Source organism: Pseudomonas sp. Z4-7, from assembly GCF_051131965.1.
GTDB lineage: Bacteria > Pseudomonadota > Gammaproteobacteria > Pseudomonadales > Pseudomonadaceae > Aquipseudomonas.
This window is the reverse complement of record NZ_CP071642.1, coordinates 2774953-2792899: the sequence shown is the minus strand read 5'-3', so window position 1 is coordinate 2792899 and position 17947 is coordinate 2774953. Positions and strand designations below refer to the sequence as shown.

At 62.9% G+C, this 17947-nt stretch carries 13 protein-coding genes; 4 read left to right on the top strand and 9 right to left on the bottom strand.

Going from position 1 to position 17947, the window contains the following annotated elements; genetic code table 11:
- Positions 1-47 precede the first annotated feature (47 nt).
- The 4 genes from J3P91_RS12830 to J3P91_RS12815 are packed head-to-tail and all read right to left on the bottom strand — an operon-like array spanning position 48 to position 3871.
- The gene (locus tag J3P91_RS12830; protein ID WP_434568698.1) at positions 48-986 is read right to left on the bottom strand and encodes an ABC transporter substrate-binding protein; all 939 of its coding nucleotides are present in this window, start codon (positions 984-986) and stop codon (positions 48-50) included.
- A gap of 55 nt (positions 987-1041) precedes the next feature.
- Positions 1042-2091, bottom strand: coding sequence for a FecCD family ABC transporter permease (locus J3P91_RS12825; RefSeq protein ID WP_434604611.1), 1050 nt, complete (start codon positions 2089-2091; stop codon positions 1042-1044).
- Positions 2088-3071 (bottom strand): FecCD family ABC transporter permease, encoded by a 984-nt coding sequence (locus J3P91_RS12820; RefSeq protein ID WP_434568700.1) that lies wholly within the window; start codon positions 3069-3071, stop codon positions 2088-2090. The genes J3P91_RS12825 and J3P91_RS12820 overlap by 4 nt, the downstream gene beginning before the upstream one ends.
- On the bottom strand, positions 3068-3871 hold the full coding sequence (locus tag J3P91_RS12815; RefSeq protein WP_434604609.1) for an ABC transporter ATP-binding protein: 804 nt from the start codon (positions 3869-3871) through the stop codon (positions 3068-3070). The genes J3P91_RS12820 and J3P91_RS12815 overlap by 4 nt, the downstream gene beginning before the upstream one ends.
- A 289-nt stretch (positions 3872-4160) precedes the next feature.
- Between J3P91_RS12815 and J3P91_RS12810 the strand changes: the two genes are divergently transcribed.
- The gene (locus J3P91_RS12810; RefSeq protein ID WP_434568701.1) at positions 4161-6374 is read left to right on the top strand and encodes a TonB-dependent siderophore receptor; all 2214 of its coding nucleotides are present in this window, start codon (positions 4161-4163) and stop codon (positions 6372-6374) included.
- A gap of 190 nt (positions 6375-6564) precedes the next feature.
- The gene (locus J3P91_RS12805; RefSeq protein WP_434604607.1) at positions 6565-7779 is read left to right on the top strand and encodes a multidrug effflux MFS transporter; all 1215 of its coding nucleotides are present in this window, start codon (positions 6565-6567) and stop codon (positions 7777-7779) included.
- A 7-nt stretch (positions 7780-7786) separates the two neighbouring features.
- Here J3P91_RS12805 and fabF read toward each other — a convergent pair whose 3' ends face one another.
- The 3 genes from fabF to J3P91_RS12790 are packed head-to-tail and all read right to left on the bottom strand — an operon-like array spanning position 7787 to position 13238.
- Positions 7787-9073, bottom strand: coding sequence for a beta-ketoacyl-ACP synthase II (gene fabF / locus J3P91_RS12800; protein ID WP_434604605.1), 1287 nt, complete (start codon positions 9071-9073; stop codon positions 7787-7789).
- A complete protein-coding gene (locus J3P91_RS12795; RefSeq protein WP_434604603.1) occupies positions 9070-12132 on the bottom strand; it encodes an efflux RND transporter permease subunit in 3063 nt (1020 codons plus the stop codon). The genes fabF and J3P91_RS12795 overlap by 4 nt, the downstream gene beginning before the upstream one ends.
- On the bottom strand, positions 12129-13238 hold the full coding sequence (locus J3P91_RS12790) for an efflux RND transporter periplasmic adaptor subunit (RefSeq protein ID WP_434604601.1): 1110 nt from the start codon (positions 13236-13238) through the stop codon (positions 12129-12131). The genes J3P91_RS12795 and J3P91_RS12790 overlap by 4 nt, the downstream gene beginning before the upstream one ends.
- A 221-nt stretch (positions 13239-13459) precedes the next feature.
- On the opposite strand from J3P91_RS12790, the gene J3P91_RS12785 reads away from it, so the two are divergent.
- Entirely contained in the window at positions 13460-14920 is a 1461-nt protein-coding gene (locus J3P91_RS12785; protein WP_434604599.1) for an efflux transporter outer membrane subunit, read from the top strand.
- A 129-nt stretch (positions 14921-15049) separates the two neighbouring features.
- On the opposite strand, the gene J3P91_RS12780 is transcribed toward J3P91_RS12785, so the two are convergent.
- Positions 15050-15670, bottom strand: coding sequence for a TetR/AcrR family transcriptional regulator (locus J3P91_RS12780; RefSeq protein ID WP_434568707.1), 621 nt, complete (start codon positions 15668-15670; stop codon positions 15050-15052).
- A gap of 304 nt (positions 15671-15974) precedes the next feature.
- The gene (locus J3P91_RS12775; RefSeq protein ID WP_434604597.1) at positions 15975-16931 is read right to left on the bottom strand and encodes a threonine dehydratase; all 957 of its coding nucleotides are present in this window, start codon (positions 16929-16931) and stop codon (positions 15975-15977) included.
- Between the two features lie 106 nt (positions 16932-17037).
- On the opposite strand from J3P91_RS12775, the gene J3P91_RS12770 reads away from it, so the two are divergent.
- The gene (locus tag J3P91_RS12770; RefSeq protein WP_434604595.1) at positions 17038-17850 is read left to right on the top strand and encodes a helix-turn-helix transcriptional regulator; all 813 of its coding nucleotides are present in this window, start codon (positions 17038-17040) and stop codon (positions 17848-17850) included.
- The last annotated feature ends 97 nt before the right edge of the window (positions 17851-17947 follow it).

Sequence of the window (17947 nt, the reverse complement as noted above, 5' to 3'; positions counted from 1 at the left end):
TAGAGAATGATTGTCATTAATGACGATAGTATGACAGCTGCTACGATTCACTTGCCCTGAAGCACACTCTCGCGCTCAGCGATATGGGACATCAGCAGGTAAGCGGACCCCAGCAGGCCTTGCATCGTATCGGCATAACGACTGCGGTTCAGGTAAAGAAACTGACGGTTCTTCACGGCGAACAGGTTCCGCCATTGAGGGGACTGGCGGAAAGCTGCGGTGCTGGTTTCCGAATCGAGCAGTTCCTCATAGGTGTCGATAATGAAATCACTGTCGAAGTCACCGATTCGCTCCAGGCTGTAGGGCACATTCTGCCGCGCCTCACGATACGCGGCGACACGCCCCAGCCCGAAATCAGCGATAACGTCATCCATCCCGCCACGGCCGATCAACTGGAAACCATCGGTATAGACTTCCAGCGTGGTGACCGTGATGCGCGCAGGGTCCTTGACGCGCTTCTTGAACTCGCTGACCACCCATTGGTATTCGCGAAGCATTTCTTCATAGCGCTGTTGCTTGCCGACCAGGTCGGCGAGTTCCTTGGCGTAGGTCTTGATATCGCTCTCTCGCGACGGCAACAGAACGACCGGGGCGATCTTGCTGAGCTTGTCCTTGAGGTCGGCGTGATAGGACAGGCCGATGATCAGGTCAGGCTTCAACGCCGCAATGGCTTCGAGGTCAGGCGACTGGTGCGAGCCGATGTATTGAATGCCCGTCACATCGAAGCGCTCCTGCGCGCCACGAAACAGCACATCCGAAAACAGCTTCTTGCGCCCTGTCGAGCCGCAGGGCTTGATACCCAACTCCAGCAGTTGGGTGGTCAGGCTGAAATCATGCAACGACACGATGCAACGCGGTGAAACGGGCACTTCAACCCGGCCGAAACTGTTCTCGAATACCTTGGTTTCAGCCGCGCCAGCAGGCATGGACAGCAATGCCAACGACACGCACAGCATGCCGAGCAACCCTTGGAATATTCCCTTCACCCTTCCCCGCACGCGCTTGCCTCCAGATAACTTCAATATGAGCGTCGCTGTGTTCTCAGCGACTGCGTTGACGCGCCAACAAGACGATCAGATAAGGCGCCCCGATGATCGCGACCACCAGCCCCGCCGGTAATTGCAACGGTGGGAAAAGCCCCCGCCCCAGTGTGTCGCCCGCCAGCACCAGCAGCGCCCCCGTCAACGCGGATAAAGGCATCAGGGCACCGTGGCGATCACCCGCCAGTTGGCGCGCCAGGTGCGGGGCCACCAGGCCGACAAAGGTCATGGTGCCGACATTCGCCACCGCTGCCGCCGTCAGCATGACGCTGCAAAGCAACAGGAAGGCCATGACACCCGTCACATTCAGGCCTCGGCTGAGGGCGACTTTTTCACCCAACTGCAACAGGTTCAACTGGCGATGAAAAAACAGCAGCGGCGCCCCCGCCAGCAGCAACCAGGCGGCGAGACTATGGACCTGGGCCCAGCCGGCCCGATGCAAGCTGCCGCCCAGCCACATCAAGGCTGACTCCACCTGGTCGATATTGCCGTAGGTGATGAGCAGGTCGGCAACCGCACTGAGCATGGCGGTCAGCCCGACGCCGACGAGGATCAGGCGCAGCGGCGAGATGCCCTGGCGCCACGACAGCAACGCGACGAAGAACGCCACGGCCAGCCCACCGGTCAGTGCCGCCAACGGATACAGCTCCAGCGGCAGCAGCGTGGGCCAGAGCACGATGATCAACAACATGGTGACGCTGGCGCCCGACTCCACGCCTACCAGGCCCGGCGCCGCCAGGGGATTGCGCGTCAACGATTGCATCAACAGGCCGGCCAGCGACATCGCCGCCCCGGCGAGGATCGCCAGCAAGACACGCGGCAGGCGCAACTCCCACAGCAGATTACGCGTCGTCGGGTTGGCCTGGTCAGGGGCTGCCAGCGCTTGCCAGGCCTGGGCAACATCCAGTGAATAGCTGCCGACCGTCAGTGCGTACAGGGCCAACGCAACCAAGGCAAGCAGCAACACCAGCACCGAAATCAGGTCGATCGGCCGGGCCACCCAGGGCAGCAACGGCAGCATTCTGGGCAGGGTCAGCCCCAAGCGCATCATCGGACTTTCCTCAACACCAGAACCACGAAGATCGGCCCGCCGATCAGCGCCGTGACGATCCCGGTATTGAGCTCGAAGGGACGCACCACGGTCCTGGCGGCGATGTCCGCCAGGATCAGCAGGAGCGCGCCAAGCAAGGGCGCGGCCAGCAGCAACCGACGGTAGTCATCGCCGAACAACAGGCGCGCGGTGTGAGGCACCACCAGCCCGACAAAACCGATCGGCCCCGCCAGGGCCACGGCGCAGCCTGACAGCAGAACCACCGAAGCCAGGCCGAACAGACGCATCTTCAACAGGTTGACGCCCATGCCGGCGGCGGCTTGCGGACCCAGCCGATGCGCGTTCAGCGCGCGGACGTTGACCAGGCAGAGGAACATGCCCAACACGGCATACGGCCAGACCCACGCCTGCATCGAGCCTCCGGTCACCCCGATCGAGCCGGTCAGCCAGCGCCGCAGGCTGTCCAGCCCCTGCTGATCAAGCAACAGTAAAATCGAAGTGATAGCACTGAACAACGCCGCGATCATCGCCCCGGACAACGTCAGTCGAATCGGGTTGTGACCCCTGCCCGCCAGCAGCAGAACACCAACGGCGGCGACCAGGGCGCCGCTGAAAGCAAACAGCGGGATCATCGACAGGTCGTGACCCGGCAGCACTAGCAAGCCGAACACGACGAACAATGCCGCGCCGCTGTTGATGCCGAGAATCCCCGGGTCGGCCAATGGGTTGTCGCCTACCGCCTGCATGATCGCACCGGCCAGGCCGAGACTCGCGCCCACCAGCATGGCCACCAGCAGGCGTGGCAGGCGGCTGCCACGAATGACGCTCTGGTCGGGGCTGTCTGGCGAATAGGCAACCAAGGCCTGCCACGCCTCGCTCCAGGGGATGCTCTTGGCGCCCACCGCCAGATGCAGCAGCGCGGCCAGGGCAATCGCAATCAGCAGGCCCAGCCACACCGGCAAGCGCAAACCGTGAATCACATCGCCTCCCGCACAGCCGACGGCTGGCTACGGGTGGTTTGCGGGACACATAACGGATCGCCGGAATAAGGGTCGGTAATGATGTGCGCGTCCAGGTCAAAGACCGCCTTGAGGTTTTCCCGAGTGAACACCTCGGCAGGCGCGCCCTGGGCCAGCAACCGCCCCTCGCGCATCATCACCAGGTGATCGGCGTAACGCGCGGCCTGGTTGAGGTCGTGCAGCACCGCCACGATGGTCTTGCCTTGCTCACGCAGATCCACCAGCAATTCGAGCAATGTGATCTGGTGCGCGATGTCGAGAAAGGTCGTCGGTTCGTCCAGCAGGATCACCGGAGTGTCCTGGGCCAGGGTCATGGCAATCCAGCAGCGCTGCAACTGCCCGCCCGACAGGGTGGCCAGCGAGCGATCCAGCAAAGGCCCGATACCCGCCAGGTCGATGGCGCGATCAATCGCCTGCTGGTCCTGGTCGGACCATTGGCGCCACCAGCTCTGCCAGGGGAAGCGCCCCTGCATCACCAGCTCCCGCACGCTCATGCCGGCCGGCGACGTGGTGCGCTGGGGCAACAACGCCATTCGTTGCGCCAATGCGCGGCGAGAATACTGTCCCAACGATTTTCCGCCCAGGTGCACGTCACCCGCGCTCGGCCGCAACATATGCGCCAGTACATTAAGCAGCGTGGTCTTGCCGCAGCCGTTGGCCCCGATCAACGCGGTGAAGCAACCTTCGGGAATATCCAGGCTGACACCGTTGAGAATCTGTTGCTCGCCATAGCTCAGCCGCACGTTGCTGGCTTTCAGCATGACCGTCCCTCCAACGCCCTAGAGGGCCTGATCGTTTCATCCATCGTACAGATCCCCCTGGATCATTTCCCCTGACAACACAGGGAAATCCACCAAGGGCCAAAAAAGTGGGGCACAGAATATGTCGAAACCAAAATAATTTCGCTACAAGCCTGACAATATTAATGCAAACCCTTATCATTCACAGTCAGATTATGGCCAGTAGACACTAACCTCGTTCGTTTGCCCGATGCCGCTGGACCGGGACAGCAGGCCTGCGAAGACAAAAACAACCCCAAGGACTTCCTCGATGCTCGTCAGAAAAACAATAGTTGGCACCGAAAAACGTTACGTCTCGCGTCATCCTGCGTTTCACCTGAGCACGCTGGCACTGGCTTTGGGGAGCATTTTTTCAGCACAGGCGATGGCCGCACAGGAAGAGGCTGCTGCCAATGCCCCTCTTCAACTCGGCGAAATCAACATCAACGCCGCCGCCGTGGAAAACCCGACGGCGCCGCTGGCCGGCAAGGTCGCCTTGCGTAACGGCAGCGCCACCAAATCCAACGCAGCCATCACCGAAACGCCGCAATCGGTTTCCGTGGTGACCGCCGATGAAATGCGTGATCGCAAGTCCGACACTCTGGCAGATGCCCTGAGCTATACCCCGGGTTTCACCAGCCAGCCAAGCAGCTTCAACCGCACCTCCGACCGGTTCCGCATGCGCGGATTCGACGTCGAATCCGCCACGGGCGGTTCGCTACGCGACGGCATGCGCTTGCAGTACAACTCTTACGACGGTGTGCAGGAACCCTATGGTCTGGAACGCGTGGAGGTCGTGCGCGGCGCGGCTTCGGTGTTGTACGGCCAACTGTCGCCCGGTGGCTTCGTCAACGGCGTGAGCAAACGCCCGACCGAAACCCCACAGCACGAGCTGGGCATGCAATACGGCAACCATGATCGCAAACAACTGACCGCCGACTTCAGCGGGCCGCTCGGCGACAGCGAAGTCCTCAGCTACCGCTTGACCATGCTCAAGCGCGACAGCGACACCCAGCAGGACTACATCAACGACGACAAGCTCTACATCGCCCCGGCCCTGACCTGGCGCCCCAATGAAGATACGTCGCTGACCCTGCTCTCGTTCTATCAGAAGAGCGACACCCGTTTCTCCGCCCCGCTGCCCTATCAATTGGTCAAGGGCGTGGGCAACGGGCCGGTCACCATCGGCCGCCACGATTTCATCGGCGAGCCCGATTACGACGACATGAATGGCGAGATGTCCGCCATCGGTTATGAGTTCGAACACCGCTTCGATGAGCACACCCGTATCAGCAACAAACTCCGTTACTACGAAGCGGATGTGAAGTGGAAATACATGCAGGCACAGACCAGCACGGCAGCCATCAACGGAGCAGCCAATACCGGCGTCCTTCGTCGTCAGTACAGTGACCGGCGCGAGCGTTCCCGGGCACTGGCCAGCGACACCAACATCGAGACGCGCTGGAACATTGGCGGTATTGAAAACACCTTCCTCGTCGGCGCGGATACTTATGATGCGTCGTATGACTCGCACAATTTCCGCGCCAACTCGACATCGATCAATATCGGTGACTACAACTACGGCCAGCCAGTTGTTGTAGACAAGCGCCGGAACCGTGACCGTGGTTCGCAGATCGATACCTTCCAGACCGGCATCTACCTGCAAGACCAGATCAAGTTCGATGATCACTGGCTGCTGCTGTTGGGCGGTCGCCATGACTGGGCCGACCAGGACCAGGAAGGCTTCGCCACTGGCCAGAAGCTGAGCCAGGACGACGAGTCCACCACCTGGCGCGCCGGCCTGGTGTACGAGGCCGATAACGGCTTGGCCCCTTACATCAGCTACAGCGAATCGTTCTTCCCGGTAGCGGTTGCCGATGCTCCTGGCCAGACGTTCGAGCCGACCGAAGGCAAGCAGTATGAAATCGGTATCCGCTACCAGCCTCCTGGCAGCAATACGCTGTTGAGCGCAGCGGTTTATGAGCTGACCCAGGAAAACGTCGTCAAGCGCGACCTCGCCGGTAACAACCCGCAGCAGATCGGCGAACAGCGCTCCCGTGGCCTCGAACTGGAAGCCAAGAGCGACGTCACGCCTCAACTGACAGTCATCGCGACGTATGCCTACACCGATTCACGCATCACCAAAAGCGTAATCCAGAGCGAAGTCGGCCAGCGCAGCGAAGATACGCCTTACCACCAAGCCGCGCTGTGGGCTGATTACAACTTCGCGCTCTTCGGCGTGCCACAGCTGAAGGTGGGCGGCGGCGCGCGCTACAAAGGCACCACCCAGGCGTCGGGCATCGATTCACAATTGCCCGCCTACACCCTGTTCGATGCCATGGCCAGCTACCAGATCGACAAGAACTGGGACGTCTCCCTCAATGCGAACAATGTGACAAACAAGAAATACGTTTACTGCGAAGCAGCCATCTGCCGCTACGGCGACGAGCGCGAGCTGGTGACCTCCGTCAACTTCCGCTGGTAAAACCCCTGGCTCGGTCGGCGCCGACAAGCGCCGACCGAGCCATTTCGCGCAGAACGAAAACCTTTTCAAGCCCGCTGGCCCCCCTTCATCGCACCCGCCCCTCTGAATTCTCTTTTGACTTGACGCATCAGATGTCGATCGTCATATTACGATCATCATAAGCAGACAATAACCAGCCAGAGGGTGATCCATGGAAACTGGAAGTGCATCAGCGATTGCGCAAGCGCAGCCAGAGGCATCGCGTCCAGCCCTGACCGGTCGAATCGTCGCCCTGCTCGCAGGCCTCGCGGCGATCGGCATGCTCTCCACCAACATCATCCTCCCTGCGTTCCCGGTCATTGGCGATGACTTGGGCGTGACCGCCCGCGAACTGGGCCTGACGCTCTCCAGCTACTTCGTCACCTTTGCCCTGGGCCAGTTGGTGGTCGGGCCGCTGGCCGATCGTTATGGGCGTAAGAAACTGGTGCTGGGCGGGTTGTCGGTATTCATGGTCGGGACCGTCATCGCAGGGCTCGCCACCACACTCGATGTCATGATCGCCGGGCGCATCGTCCAGGCATTGGGCGTGTGCGCGGCCTCGGTGTTGTCGCGCGCCATCGCTCGGGATCTGTTCGAAGGCGAGACGTTGGCCCGCGCCCTGTCGTTGACGATGGTCGCCACCGCCGCCGCGCCGGGTTTTTCACCGCTGGCCGGGAGCCTGCTGACCGTCACGCTCGGCTGGCGCGCCATCTTCATCCTGGTGGGATTGGCCGCCGTGGTGCTGGCGTTTTTTTATGTTCGTGATCTGGGTGAAACCCATCCCGCCGATCGCCGGGCGCCGCACTCCACCGGCAGCGTCGTGCGCGCTTACGCAAGGCTGATGGCGGACAAGCGCTTTATCCTCCCCGCCCTGTCGATGAGCCTGCTGCTGAGCGGCTTGTTCGCCTCTTTCGCCGCCGCCCCGGCGATCCTGATGAAAGGCATCGGCCTGACGTCAGTGCAAGCCGGCCTGTATTTCGCCTCGACGGTGTTCGTCGTGTTCGCCGCCGGCATGGCGGCCCCGCGCCTGGCGCACCGCTACGGCACGCGCACCATCGCCTTGCTGGGCATTGCCTGCGCCATGCTCGGCGGTGGCCTGCTCGTGGTCGGGCCGGCTGACCCAGGCCTGGGCTGGTATGCCGTCTCGATGGTGACGTTTCTCTGGGGCATGGGCCTGGCGAACCCGCTGGGCACCGCCATCACCATGGGGCCTTTCGGCAAGGAGGCCGGCATGGCCTCGGCGTTGCTGGGATTCTTGTCCATGGGCGCGGCGGCGCTGACCACCTGGCTGGCCTCCGTATTGAGCTTTTCGCCCATCGCCACGCTGGGCGCGATCCAGGCGCTGACCTGCCTGATCGCGCTGCTGTTGTTCTTCTTGCGCCGCTGAGCCGACGTCAGTCTTCCCAGCGACGGAACAGCACGCTGGCGTTGACGCCACCAAAGCCGAACCCATTCGACAGGGCGTGGGTGATCGGCATCTTCCGCGACGTCAGCCCAACCAGATCGAGCCCGCTGGCTGCCTCATCCGGATGAAGCAGGTTCAGCGTCGGCGGCACGATCTGATCACGAAGCGCGAGGACGGTGAAAATGGCTTCGATGCCTCCGGCGGCGCCCAACAGATGCCCGGTGGCGGATTTTGTCGAGGTGATCGCCACACCGGAGTCCACGCCGAACACCGCGCGAATCGCTGCCAGCTCACCTGCGTCGCCAACTTGGGTGGAGGTCGCGTGAGCATTGATGTGCTGCACCTCGGCGGGGCTGATACCGGCTTGGCGCAAGGCTTGCTCCATGGCGCGGCGAGCACCGTTGCCGTCCTCCGGCCCTGCGGTCAGGTGATAGGCATCGGCACTGGTGCCATAACCGACCAGCTCAGCCAGGGGCTTGGCGCCACGTGCCAACGCATGCTCCAGCGACTCGATCACCAGCAAACCGGCGCCTTCGGCCATGACAAAACCGTCGCGATCACGATCAAACGGCCGCGAGGCCTCTTGCGGGCGCTCGGCGAACCCGGTAGACAGCGCGCGAGCTGCCGCGAAACAACCCAGGGTCACGCGGTCTATCGCCGCCTCGGTGCCGCCGCAGATGGCAATGTCCGCCTCGCCACTCCTGATCAGCCTGGCCGCATCGCCGATGGCCTGCACGCCTGCGGCGCAAGCCGTGACGGGTGCGCCCAGGGGCCCTTTGAACGCATGCCGGATCGACACCTGCCCGGCCGCCATGTTGGCCAGGAAAGCCGGCGCGGTGAACGGCGACAAACGACGCGGGCCACGACTGTCAGTAGTGCGCACGGCATCGGCAATCGTGGCGAAACCACCCACGCCCGAGGAAATGATCGTGGCGGTTCGCTCCTGATCAATGGCCTCGACAGGATGCCAGCCGGCCTGCTCCAGGGCTTCGTGAGCCGCCACCAGGGCGAACTCGATGAAGCGGTCCATCTTCTTGCGATCCTTGGGCGCGATGAGGCGCTCCGGGTCGTAACCGGCAATGCCGTCCTCTTCAAGGGTCGGCACCTGCCCACCCACCGCGACGCCGGTGCCTTCGGTGACGTCGGCAGACAGATTGCGAATGCCGGAATGCCCGGCCAGCAATCGCTGCCACACCTCATCCACGACGCAACCCAGCGGCCCGACCATGCCCACACCGGTGACGACGATTCGTTTCAGACCTTGGTGATTTTTCATGCTGCCCTCTTCGTCTCGGGACGGATCTTGAACCAGATGGAATACATCGCCGGCAGGAATACCAGCGTCATGATGGTGCCGACGAACGTGCCACCGATCAGGGTGTAGGCCAGCGTTCCCCAGAACACCGAATGGGTCAGCGGAATGAACGCCAGGATCGCCGCCAGCGCCGTGAGCAGCACCGGCCTGGCTCGCTGCACCGTGGCTTCGATCACCGCGTGGAACGGATCGAGGCCTTCACTGGCGTTGTGATGGATCTGCCCGATCAGGATCAACGTATTGCGCATCAGGATGCCCGACAGCGCGATCAGCCCGACCAGCGCATTGATGCCGAACGGCTGATTGAAGATCAGCAGCGTCGGCACCACGCCAATCAAGCCCAGCGGTGCGGTAAGGAAGACCATGATCATCGCCGAGACCGAACGCACTTGCAGGATGATGATCAGCAGCGTCATGGCGACCATGATCGGCACCAGCGGCACGATGGCCTTACCGGCCTTGCCCGACTCCTCGATCGCGCCCGCCTGCTCGATACGGTAGCCGCTGGGCAATCTGTCGATCACCGGTTGCAGTTGCTTGATGATTGCGCTGGAGACATCCGGAGGTTGCAGGCCTTCGGCGATGTCGCCGCGCACGGTCATGGTCGGCGTGCGATCACGTCGGCGCAGGATCGGGTCCTCCATGCGCACATCGACTTCGCCCACCTGGGACAGCGGAATCCGCTGGCCCGTCGCGCCCACCAGGGTAAAGCCGTCTATTTTTGCGGGGTCGAGGCGGATATCGCCGGCAGCGCGGCCGACCACCTGCACCGAGCGGATGTCCTCGCGGACCGCCGTGATCGGCACGCCCGTGAGCAGGAACTGCAGTTGCTGGGCGACTGCGCTGGACGTCAGCCCCACCGCCTGCAAGCGGTCCTGATCGAGGTTGAAATGCAGCGTCGGCGCCAGCGGCCCCCAATCGGTGTTGACGGTCCTCATCAGTGGGCTTGCCTGCATGATGCCCTCAACCTGGCTGGCGATCTCGCGCAGTTTCGCCGGATCCGGCCCCATCACCCGATAGGCCACGGGGAACGGCGAGTAAGGGCCAAACACCAGCTGGGTCACCCGCACCCGCGCCTCTGGGGCAAGCCCTTCGGCGACCGCTTCACGCAGACGGAACTTGAGGGCTTCGCGCGCCTCCTGGCTGTCGGTCAGGACCACGATCTTGGCGAAGGACGGGTCGGGGAGTTCCGGCGCCATCGCCAGGTAGAAACGCGGCGCGCCTTGACCGATATAGGCGGTGACGATCTTCGCCTCTTCCTGCTGTTGCAGCCAGGCTTCGACCTTCGCGGTGGTGGCGCTGGTCTGCTCGATGGAGGTGCCATAAGGCATCTGCACTTCCACCAGCACCTCTGGGCGGTCCGAGGTCGGGAAGAACTGCTTCTTCACCAGGCCCATGCCCACAATCGCTACGAAGAACGTTGCGATCACCGTCCCGGCCACCCACCACTTGCGTGCGATGACGCGGGTCAGTATCTGGCGGAAGCGGTTGTAATGGCGGGTGTTGTAGATGGCCGCGTGACCACCCTCGACCTGCTTGATGTCGGGCAGCAGCTTGACACCCAGGTACGGCGTGAACGCCACCGCGACCACCCAGGAAGCGATCAGCGCAATGCCGACGATCCAGAACATATTGCTGGTGTACTCGCCGGCGGTCGATTGGGCGAAGCCATTAGGCATGAAGCCGATGGCGGTCACCAGGGTGCCGGAAAGCATCGGCGCGGCCGTGTGGCTCCAGGCATAGGCGGAGGCCTTGATCCGGTCGTAGCCCTCCTCCATCTTCACCACCATCATTTCAATGGCAATGATGGCGTCATCCACCAGCAGCCCGAGCGCCAGGATCAGCGACCCCAAAGTAATGCGGTCGAAGTTCTTGCCGGTGGCGGCCATGACCACGAACACCACCGCCAGGGTCAGCGGCACCGCTGCCGCGACCACCACCCCGACGCGCCAGCCCATGCTCAGGAAGCAGACAAGCATCACCACCAGCAGCGCGACGAAGAACTTGACCATGAACTCGCCGACGGCCGAGTCGATGTTCACCGATTGGTCGGTGACCTTGGTCAGCGTCATGCCCAGTGGCATGCCCGCATTGATATTGCTGGTTTCCACATCCAGCGCTTTGCCCAGGTCGAGGCCGTTCCAGCCCTCGCGCATGATCACGCCCAGCAACAGCGCCTCTTCGCCGCCGTTGCGCACCAGGAATGTGGCCGGGTCTTCGTAGCCGCGCTCGACGGTCGCCACGTCCGAAAGCTTCAGCGAGCGACCTTGTACCACCACCGGTGTATCGCGAATCTTCTGCAACTTGTCGAAGGCGCCGTCCAGGCGCAGGAAGACCTGCGGCCCGACGGTTTCGATCGACCCTGCTGGCGTGAGCATGTTCTGGCCGTTGAGGGCGGCAAAGATTTCCTGCGGCGAAACCCCCAGGGTCGCCAACCGATCATGGGAAAAGGACACGAAAATCCGTTCGGCCTGCTCGCCAATGATGTTGATCTTTTTTACACCCGGCACGTGCAGCAGCCGTTGGCGCAACGCCTCGGCGTCACGCACCAGCAATCGCTGCGGCTCGCCTCTGGCTTTCAGGGCGAACAGCGCAAAGGTCACGTCGGAAAACTCGTCGTTGACCATCGGCCCGATGACACCGGCCGGTAGCTTGATGGCTTCGTCGGCGAGCTTCTTGCGCGCCTGGTAGAACTCCTCCTGAACCTGGGAAGGCGGCGTGCGGTCGACCAGCGACACCATGGTGAACGCGAGCCCCGGGCGCGTATAGGTTTCCGTGCGGTCGTACCACTTCAATTCCTGCAGGCGTTTTTCCAGCGGCTCGGCGACCTGGTCCTGCATCTCCTGGGCCGTCGCCCCTGGCCAGGCGGTGATGACGGTAAGTTGCTTGACGGTGAACGGCGGATCTTCCGCGCGGCCCAGCTGGAAGAACGCCAGGACACCCGCGACAGCAATCAGGAACAACAGGAACACCGTGATCGAGCGCTCGCGAACGGCGAGCGCCGAGAGATTGAAGCTCATGGACGATTCTCCGCAACCTTCACATCGCCCGGTTGAGCCAGCCTCACCTCTTCACCCTCGCGTAGCAGATGCGCGCCCAGTGCGACGATCCGCTCGCCGACTTTCAGCTCGCCCGAGACTTGCGCAGTGTCGTCGCTCAGGCCCAGTAGCTGGAGCGGACGCCAGGAAACTTTTGCCGGTTCACCGGCGATCACCCAGACGCCGGCACCTTTGCCCGAGTCGTGCAGCGCGGCGATCGGCACTTGCAGCGCCTGCCCCGACCGGGTGCCCGGACTGATGCGCAGCATCACTGTCGAACCCAGCGGGGCATTGGCCAGCGCGCCCTCCAACACATAACGTGCCTCGAAGGTGCGTGTGACCCGATCGGCGGAATCCGACAGCCACCTGAGCTTGGCGTTAACCGTCGCGGCGGCGTTGCCATAAAGCCTCGCCTGCGCGGTTGCGCCGGGGGCGGGCCGCAGGGTCTCGGGCAACTGCACAGCGGCTTCGCGCTGGCCTGCACGCGCCAGTCGCACGACGATTTGGCCAGGGCTGACGACTTGTCCGGGCTCGGCCAGGGTCTCCATCACCACGCCATCGGCGTCGGCCAGCAGCACCGCATAGCCGGAGGCATTGCGCGCTACGTCAGCCTGCGCCTGGGCGGCGCTGAGTTGCGCTTTCGCGGTGTCTGCGGCGGCCTTGATCTGGTCGTAGCCCGAGGCGGAAATAGCGCCCGCGGCGACCAGGTCGCGATACCGCGCCTCGTCATCCGCGGTCTGCCGGGCCCGCGCCCGGGCCGCGGCGACGGCCTCCTGCTGCGCGCGTGCCTGCAAGCCGAGATCGATGGGATCAAGGCGCATGAGTGGCTGGCCCCGCTTGACGGTCTGGCCAGTGTCGACCAGACGTTCGAGCACCTTGCCGGAAACCCGGAAACCCAAATCGCTCTGGACGCGGGCGGTCACCACGCCGGTGAAGGCGCGCGAGGTATCGGACGCCGCCGATACCTCGGACACCCGCACCAACGGCGCCAGCGTGCGCGGGTCCTTGGTGGTGGAGGACTCACCGCACGCCGTCAGAACGAGCGGCAACAAGCAAGCGGCAATGGTGACAGGTCGGCGCCGGAGCATAGGGTCCCTTACTTGAACGCTAGGATGGAAGGCGCATTCTCAATGCTTGTGACCGTTTATGTCAATCGTCACTAAAACACCAATTGATCGGACGCCCTTCTTCTGAGCACCGTACGTTCTGGCCTAAACGACGAGATAAAAACCGCTGCGAACAAGATAATTTGACTTTAAGTGACCAATAATTAGTATGGTCACAAATAATCTCCACTCAAGGAAATACGATGCCTCCCCTGCGCCCCATTGCTCTTCTAATGAGTGCCAGCCTCATGGCAGGTTGCGCGGTCGGCCCGGATTACCAACGTGCCGCCGCGCCGCTTCCGAGCCGGTACCTGGGCCAGCCTGCGGTCGAACAGCGCTCCACGGCCGCACCGACCCTGCTGGTCAACTGGTGGGAAGGCTTCGCTGATCCCACCCTCACCGCCTTCATCCAACAAGCCCTGGAACAGAACCTGGACCTGGCGCAGGCGTCGGCGCGCGTCACCCAGGCACGGGCCGGCCTGGGCGCGGCCAACGCCGCTTTGCTGCCCTCGGGCAACATCAGTGGCCAGGCCGCGCGTTCATACCAATCGGTCGAGACCCCGCTCGGCCAGGTGCTGGACTCGACGCCCGGCTACGACCGATACGGAAACTTCTACGAGCTCAACCTCGGTGCCGGCTGGGAGATAGATGCCTTCGGCGGCCTGCGCCGCGGGCGCGAGGCGGCGTTGGCCGAATACCAGGCGTCGGAGGCCGGTGCCGTCGCCACGCGCCTGGCCGTCGCCGCGCAGGTCGCTGACATCTACATCACCGTGCGGGGTCTACAGACCCGGCTCGACATCGCGAACCGCCAGGTCAGGACGCAGCAGGACCTGCTGGAAAAAGTCCAATTGCTCTACAGCAAAGGCCTGGCCGCCAGCTATCAGGTCCGCCAGACCGAGGGCCAATTGTCAGAGGTGCAGGCCACCGTGCCGGTCTTGCAAGCCGGGTTGGACGCGGCCATGAATGCGCTGGATGTGATGCTCGGCACGCCACCTGGCACCCATCGCCCGCAATTGGCTCAGGTGGGCGATATTCCTCTCGCCCCACCGATGGCGACGACAGGAACCCCTGCGGACCTGCTTCGACGTCGACCTGACCTCATCGTCGCCGAGCGCCGCCTGGCGGCCTCCAACGCACGGATCGGCGAGGCCGTCGCCGAGTATTATCCGAAATTCTCCCTCAGCGCCTTGCTCGGCAGTGCCACGGCGGTGTCCGGCGGCAATCTTTTCAGCGGCGGGGCCAGCCAGTCGGCGGGTGTGCTGGGGCTGCGCTGGAGGCTCTTCGATTTCGCCCGCATCAACGCTCAGATCGAACAGGCCAAGGGCCAGGAAGCCGAAGCGCTGGCGGCTTATCGCCAGTCGGTGTTGCGCGCCACCGAGGAGGTTGAAAACGCCCTCAGCGCCCTGGTGAACCGCGAAGCCCAGGCGACGACCCTTGCTCAAGGGGAAACGTCGCTGACCCAGGCTCGCCAATCGACGTTTATCGCCTACCGGAAAGGTACCGCCAGCCTGATCGATGTGCTCAATGCCGACGAGACCCTGCTGCGCACGTCCGACACCCGAGCGCAGGCGCGAACGGAATCGGCACGGGCGGCAGTCGCGGCCTTTCGGGCGCTCGGCGGTGGCTGGCAGCCACCTGAGGAAACGCCCGTGGCAACCCGGTGATCATTCCTTGAAATGGTCACTAATTGGCAATATCAGGTAAGGCTATTCATGAGGAGTTCACCACCCCCGTGGCGAGGGAGCTTGCTCCCGCTGGGCTGCGCAGCAGCCCTTTTTCTGTGAACCTCTAGCTCAGGGCATAAGACTGCGCAGGATCAGGTTGGAAGTGAGCGTGGGCGCTTCCTCGACGAAATCGAGGTTGTACTGCAGCAGCAACGGGTTGACGAACGGCCGCAGCGCCAGGTGAATGGCTTCGACGGTTTCGTCCAGTGGCGTCTTGCGCTCAAACTCGCCGAGTTCACGACCTTCCCGGACGATCTGCAGCACGAAGCTCTTGATCTGCTCGTTGTAGATTTGTGAACTGGGCCAGCGCTCCGAGGCCGAGAACGCAGCGATGTCGTAGAGCTTGCGCTCATTGAAGAACAGGTCCACGCCCGTCGCGATCACGGTCTTGACCAGCCGGCGAAAACGCTCCGTCGCCGACAGCCCTTCTTCCTGGATGGCTGCTTCGACGGCAGCAACGATTTTCGACAGGCAATTGGCGCAGATAGCCTCGCCGATCGCCTGCTTGGAATCGAAGAATTTATAGATGTACGCCTTGGAAAAACCGATGGCCTTGGCCAGGTCGGAAACCGTGGTCTTGCCATAACCGTACTGGCTGAAGTGTTCATTGGCGGCGGCGACAATCTGATCGCGAATATCGTGATCGACGGGGCCGCGGGCGCTGGGTGAGGTAATGGATGGCTGGTTCATGGGGGCAGCTTACGCACCCGAAAGGTCGCTGACAACTCATGACCTTTCCGGAATAGAGTCACAAAAGCTCCCCTTCGAGGCTAATGCTGTTCACTTAAGGCGATCGGGGAACCCGTGGCGAGGGAGCTTGCTCCCGCTGGGCCGCGAAGCGGCCCCAAAACCTGCCAAATACGTAGTATCAGACACACCGCATCCGCCGGTTTGCGACTGCTTCGCAGCCGAGCGGGAGCAAGCTCCCTCGCCACGGGTACATCATTTTGTTAAGTGAACAGCATTACCCTTCGAGCCGGCCATCCTTTGGCTGTCAGCCAATCACATCGGCATACACCGCCCTGTCGACATTGCCCCCGGACAGCACCACCCCGACCTTTTTTCCCTCCATCAACCCACGCTCCTGAATCAGCCCTGCCAGTGCCGCGGCGCCAGCACCTTCGGCGAGGTTATGGGTGTCGGTGTAATAGACGCGCATGGCCTCGGCAATCTCCTGGTCGCTGACCGCCACGATCCGCGCCGCCGCGGCGCGGTAGATGGCCAAGGCTTCGGGAATCGGCCTGCGCACGGCAAGGCCGTCGGCGAAGGTATTGGCCGAAGCGGTTTCGCAGATTTCTCCGGTTTCAAATGACATTTTTGCAGCCGTTGCCTCGGTGGAGACCACCCCCACGATCCGGGTCTGCAAGCCCAGGGCATCGCGCGCGGCAATCACTGCGCAAATCCCCGAGCCACAGCCGATGGGTACGTAGACGGTGTCCAGGTCGGGCACAGCCTTGAACAGCTCAAGGGCATAGGTGGCGACGCCCTTGACCAGCTCGGTATGAAACGGCGGCACGAGAAACAGGCCCTGCGCTTGCGCCAGGCGTGCCGCCTCCTCCCGGGCCTCATCGAAATCGCGGCCGTATTCGATCACTTCGCCGCCGAAGCCGCGCATGGCATTGTTCTTTTCGATCGAGTTACCCTCCGGCACGACAATCAACGCCTTCAGTCCCGAGGCGCTGGCCGACAACGCCAGGCTCTGGCCGTGGTTGCCACGGGTGGCGGTGACGATCCCCTTTGCTTGCGGGTGCTCACGCTTGAGCCAATGCATGAAGGTAATGCCGCCACGCACCTTGAAAGCCCCGGTGGGGGTATGGTTTTCGTGCTTGACCCACACAGTGCATCCCAGCCGCTGCGCCAACAAGGGCCAGGCGTACTGGGCGGTGGCGGGCATGACTTGATAGACCTGCCGAGCCGCTTGTTCAATCTCGTCGAGCGTCAGTGTGTACATGAGAATGGCCTCCTGGAATTTCGTCCAGTCTAGCCAGGGGCGCCGAGCCCCGGCTTTCAAAAAACCGACCTGACTTTTCCGGCGTCGCTTTACTACTATGAACACCATGAGCCATCGCAACCGCCCACAACCGCCGCGCAAGACTGGATCGACCCGTCGCATCGAAGCAGGGCCGTGGGCGATCGAATTGCTCCCCGGCTGCGCCTATGCAGCGCGCTACATCGCGAGCCAGTCGGCGATCGGTTTTGCGTTCGACAGCCAGCGCGGCTTGCATGCGATCGGCAGCGACCGGGTGCAGCCCTTCAATGCGCTGCCCAACGGGCTGGCGTTCGTCCCGGCCCAGTGCGACGTGTATTCACAGTCACCTCATGGCGGCGAATACCTGCGCCTGATACGCACCGATGGATTCGTGCTTGAGGGCGATCATCCCTTCAACAATCGCATCGACCCTTGGGCCATTGCGCTCGCGCAGCGCATGCGTCGCGCGCTCCTGCACGGCTCGATCGACGACGATTGGGAGGCTTGGGCCCTGGCACTGGCCGAATGCGCGGCAGCGGAAAACTCCAAGTCGGCAAGGCCCCAAGGTTCCCTCACCGACAGCCGGATGCGCTTGCTGGATGAATTCATCGACGCAGGCCTCGATCAGCCATTGGCCGTACCGGCGATGGCGCAGCTGCTGGGGCTGTCAGAGGGCTACTTCATGCGTGCGTTCAAGGCCGCGACAGGCAAGAGCCCCCATGGCTACCTCATCGACCGACGCCTCGCCAGGGCCCGGGCGCTGATACGCGATTGCTCGGCCACACTGCCGGAAATCGCCCTCGCCTGCGGTTTCAGCTCACAAGCGCACATGACAACGACGTTCAAGCAGCGCCTTGGTGTGAGTCCGGCGCAATTGCGTCAAATGACGAAGTGCATTTGACGTCCTTGACTTAATGGTCCAGTTTTCAAGGACAGCATCTCACCGGACGTTGTGCTGGATACACCCCATTCGTGAATCAGAGGACCGCTGCCGCCTA

Coding starts and splice junctions, on each gene's coding strand:
- J3P91_RS12815 (WP_434604609.1), bottom strand. CDS start 3,871: ATGCTGAAAGCCAGCAACGTGCGGCTGAGCTATGGCGAGCAACAGATT.
- J3P91_RS12770 (WP_434604595.1), top strand. CDS start 17,038: ATGAGCCATCGCAACCGCCCACAACCGCCGCGCAAGACTGGATCGACC.
- J3P91_RS12810 (WP_434568701.1), top strand. CDS start 4,161: ATGCTCGTCAGAAAAACAATAGTTGGCACCGAAAAACGTTACGTCTCG.
- J3P91_RS12775 (WP_434604597.1), bottom strand. CDS start 16,931: ATGTACACACTGACGCTCGACGAGATTGAACAAGCGGCTCGGCAGGTC.
- J3P91_RS12780 (WP_434568707.1), bottom strand. CDS start 15,670: ATGAACCAGCCATCCATTACCTCACCCAGCGCCCGCGGCCCCGTCGAT.
- fabF (WP_434604605.1), bottom strand. CDS start 9,073: ATGAAAAATCACCAAGGTCTGAAACGAATCGTCGTCACCGGTGTGGGC.
- J3P91_RS12805 (WP_434604607.1), top strand. CDS start 6,565: ATGGAAACTGGAAGTGCATCAGCGATTGCGCAAGCGCAGCCAGAGGCA.
- J3P91_RS12825 (WP_434604611.1), bottom strand. CDS start 2,091: ATGATGCGCTTGGGGCTGACCCTGCCCAGAATGCTGCCGTTGCTGCCC.
- J3P91_RS12785 (WP_434604599.1), top strand. CDS start 13,460: ATGCCTCCCCTGCGCCCCATTGCTCTTCTAATGAGTGCCAGCCTCATG.
- J3P91_RS12795 (WP_434604603.1), bottom strand. CDS start 12,132: ATGAGCTTCAATCTCTCGGCGCTCGCCGTTCGCGAGCGCTCGATCACG.
- J3P91_RS12790 (WP_434604601.1), bottom strand. CDS start 13,238: ATGCTCCGGCGCCGACCTGTCACCATTGCCGCTTGCTTGTTGCCGCTC.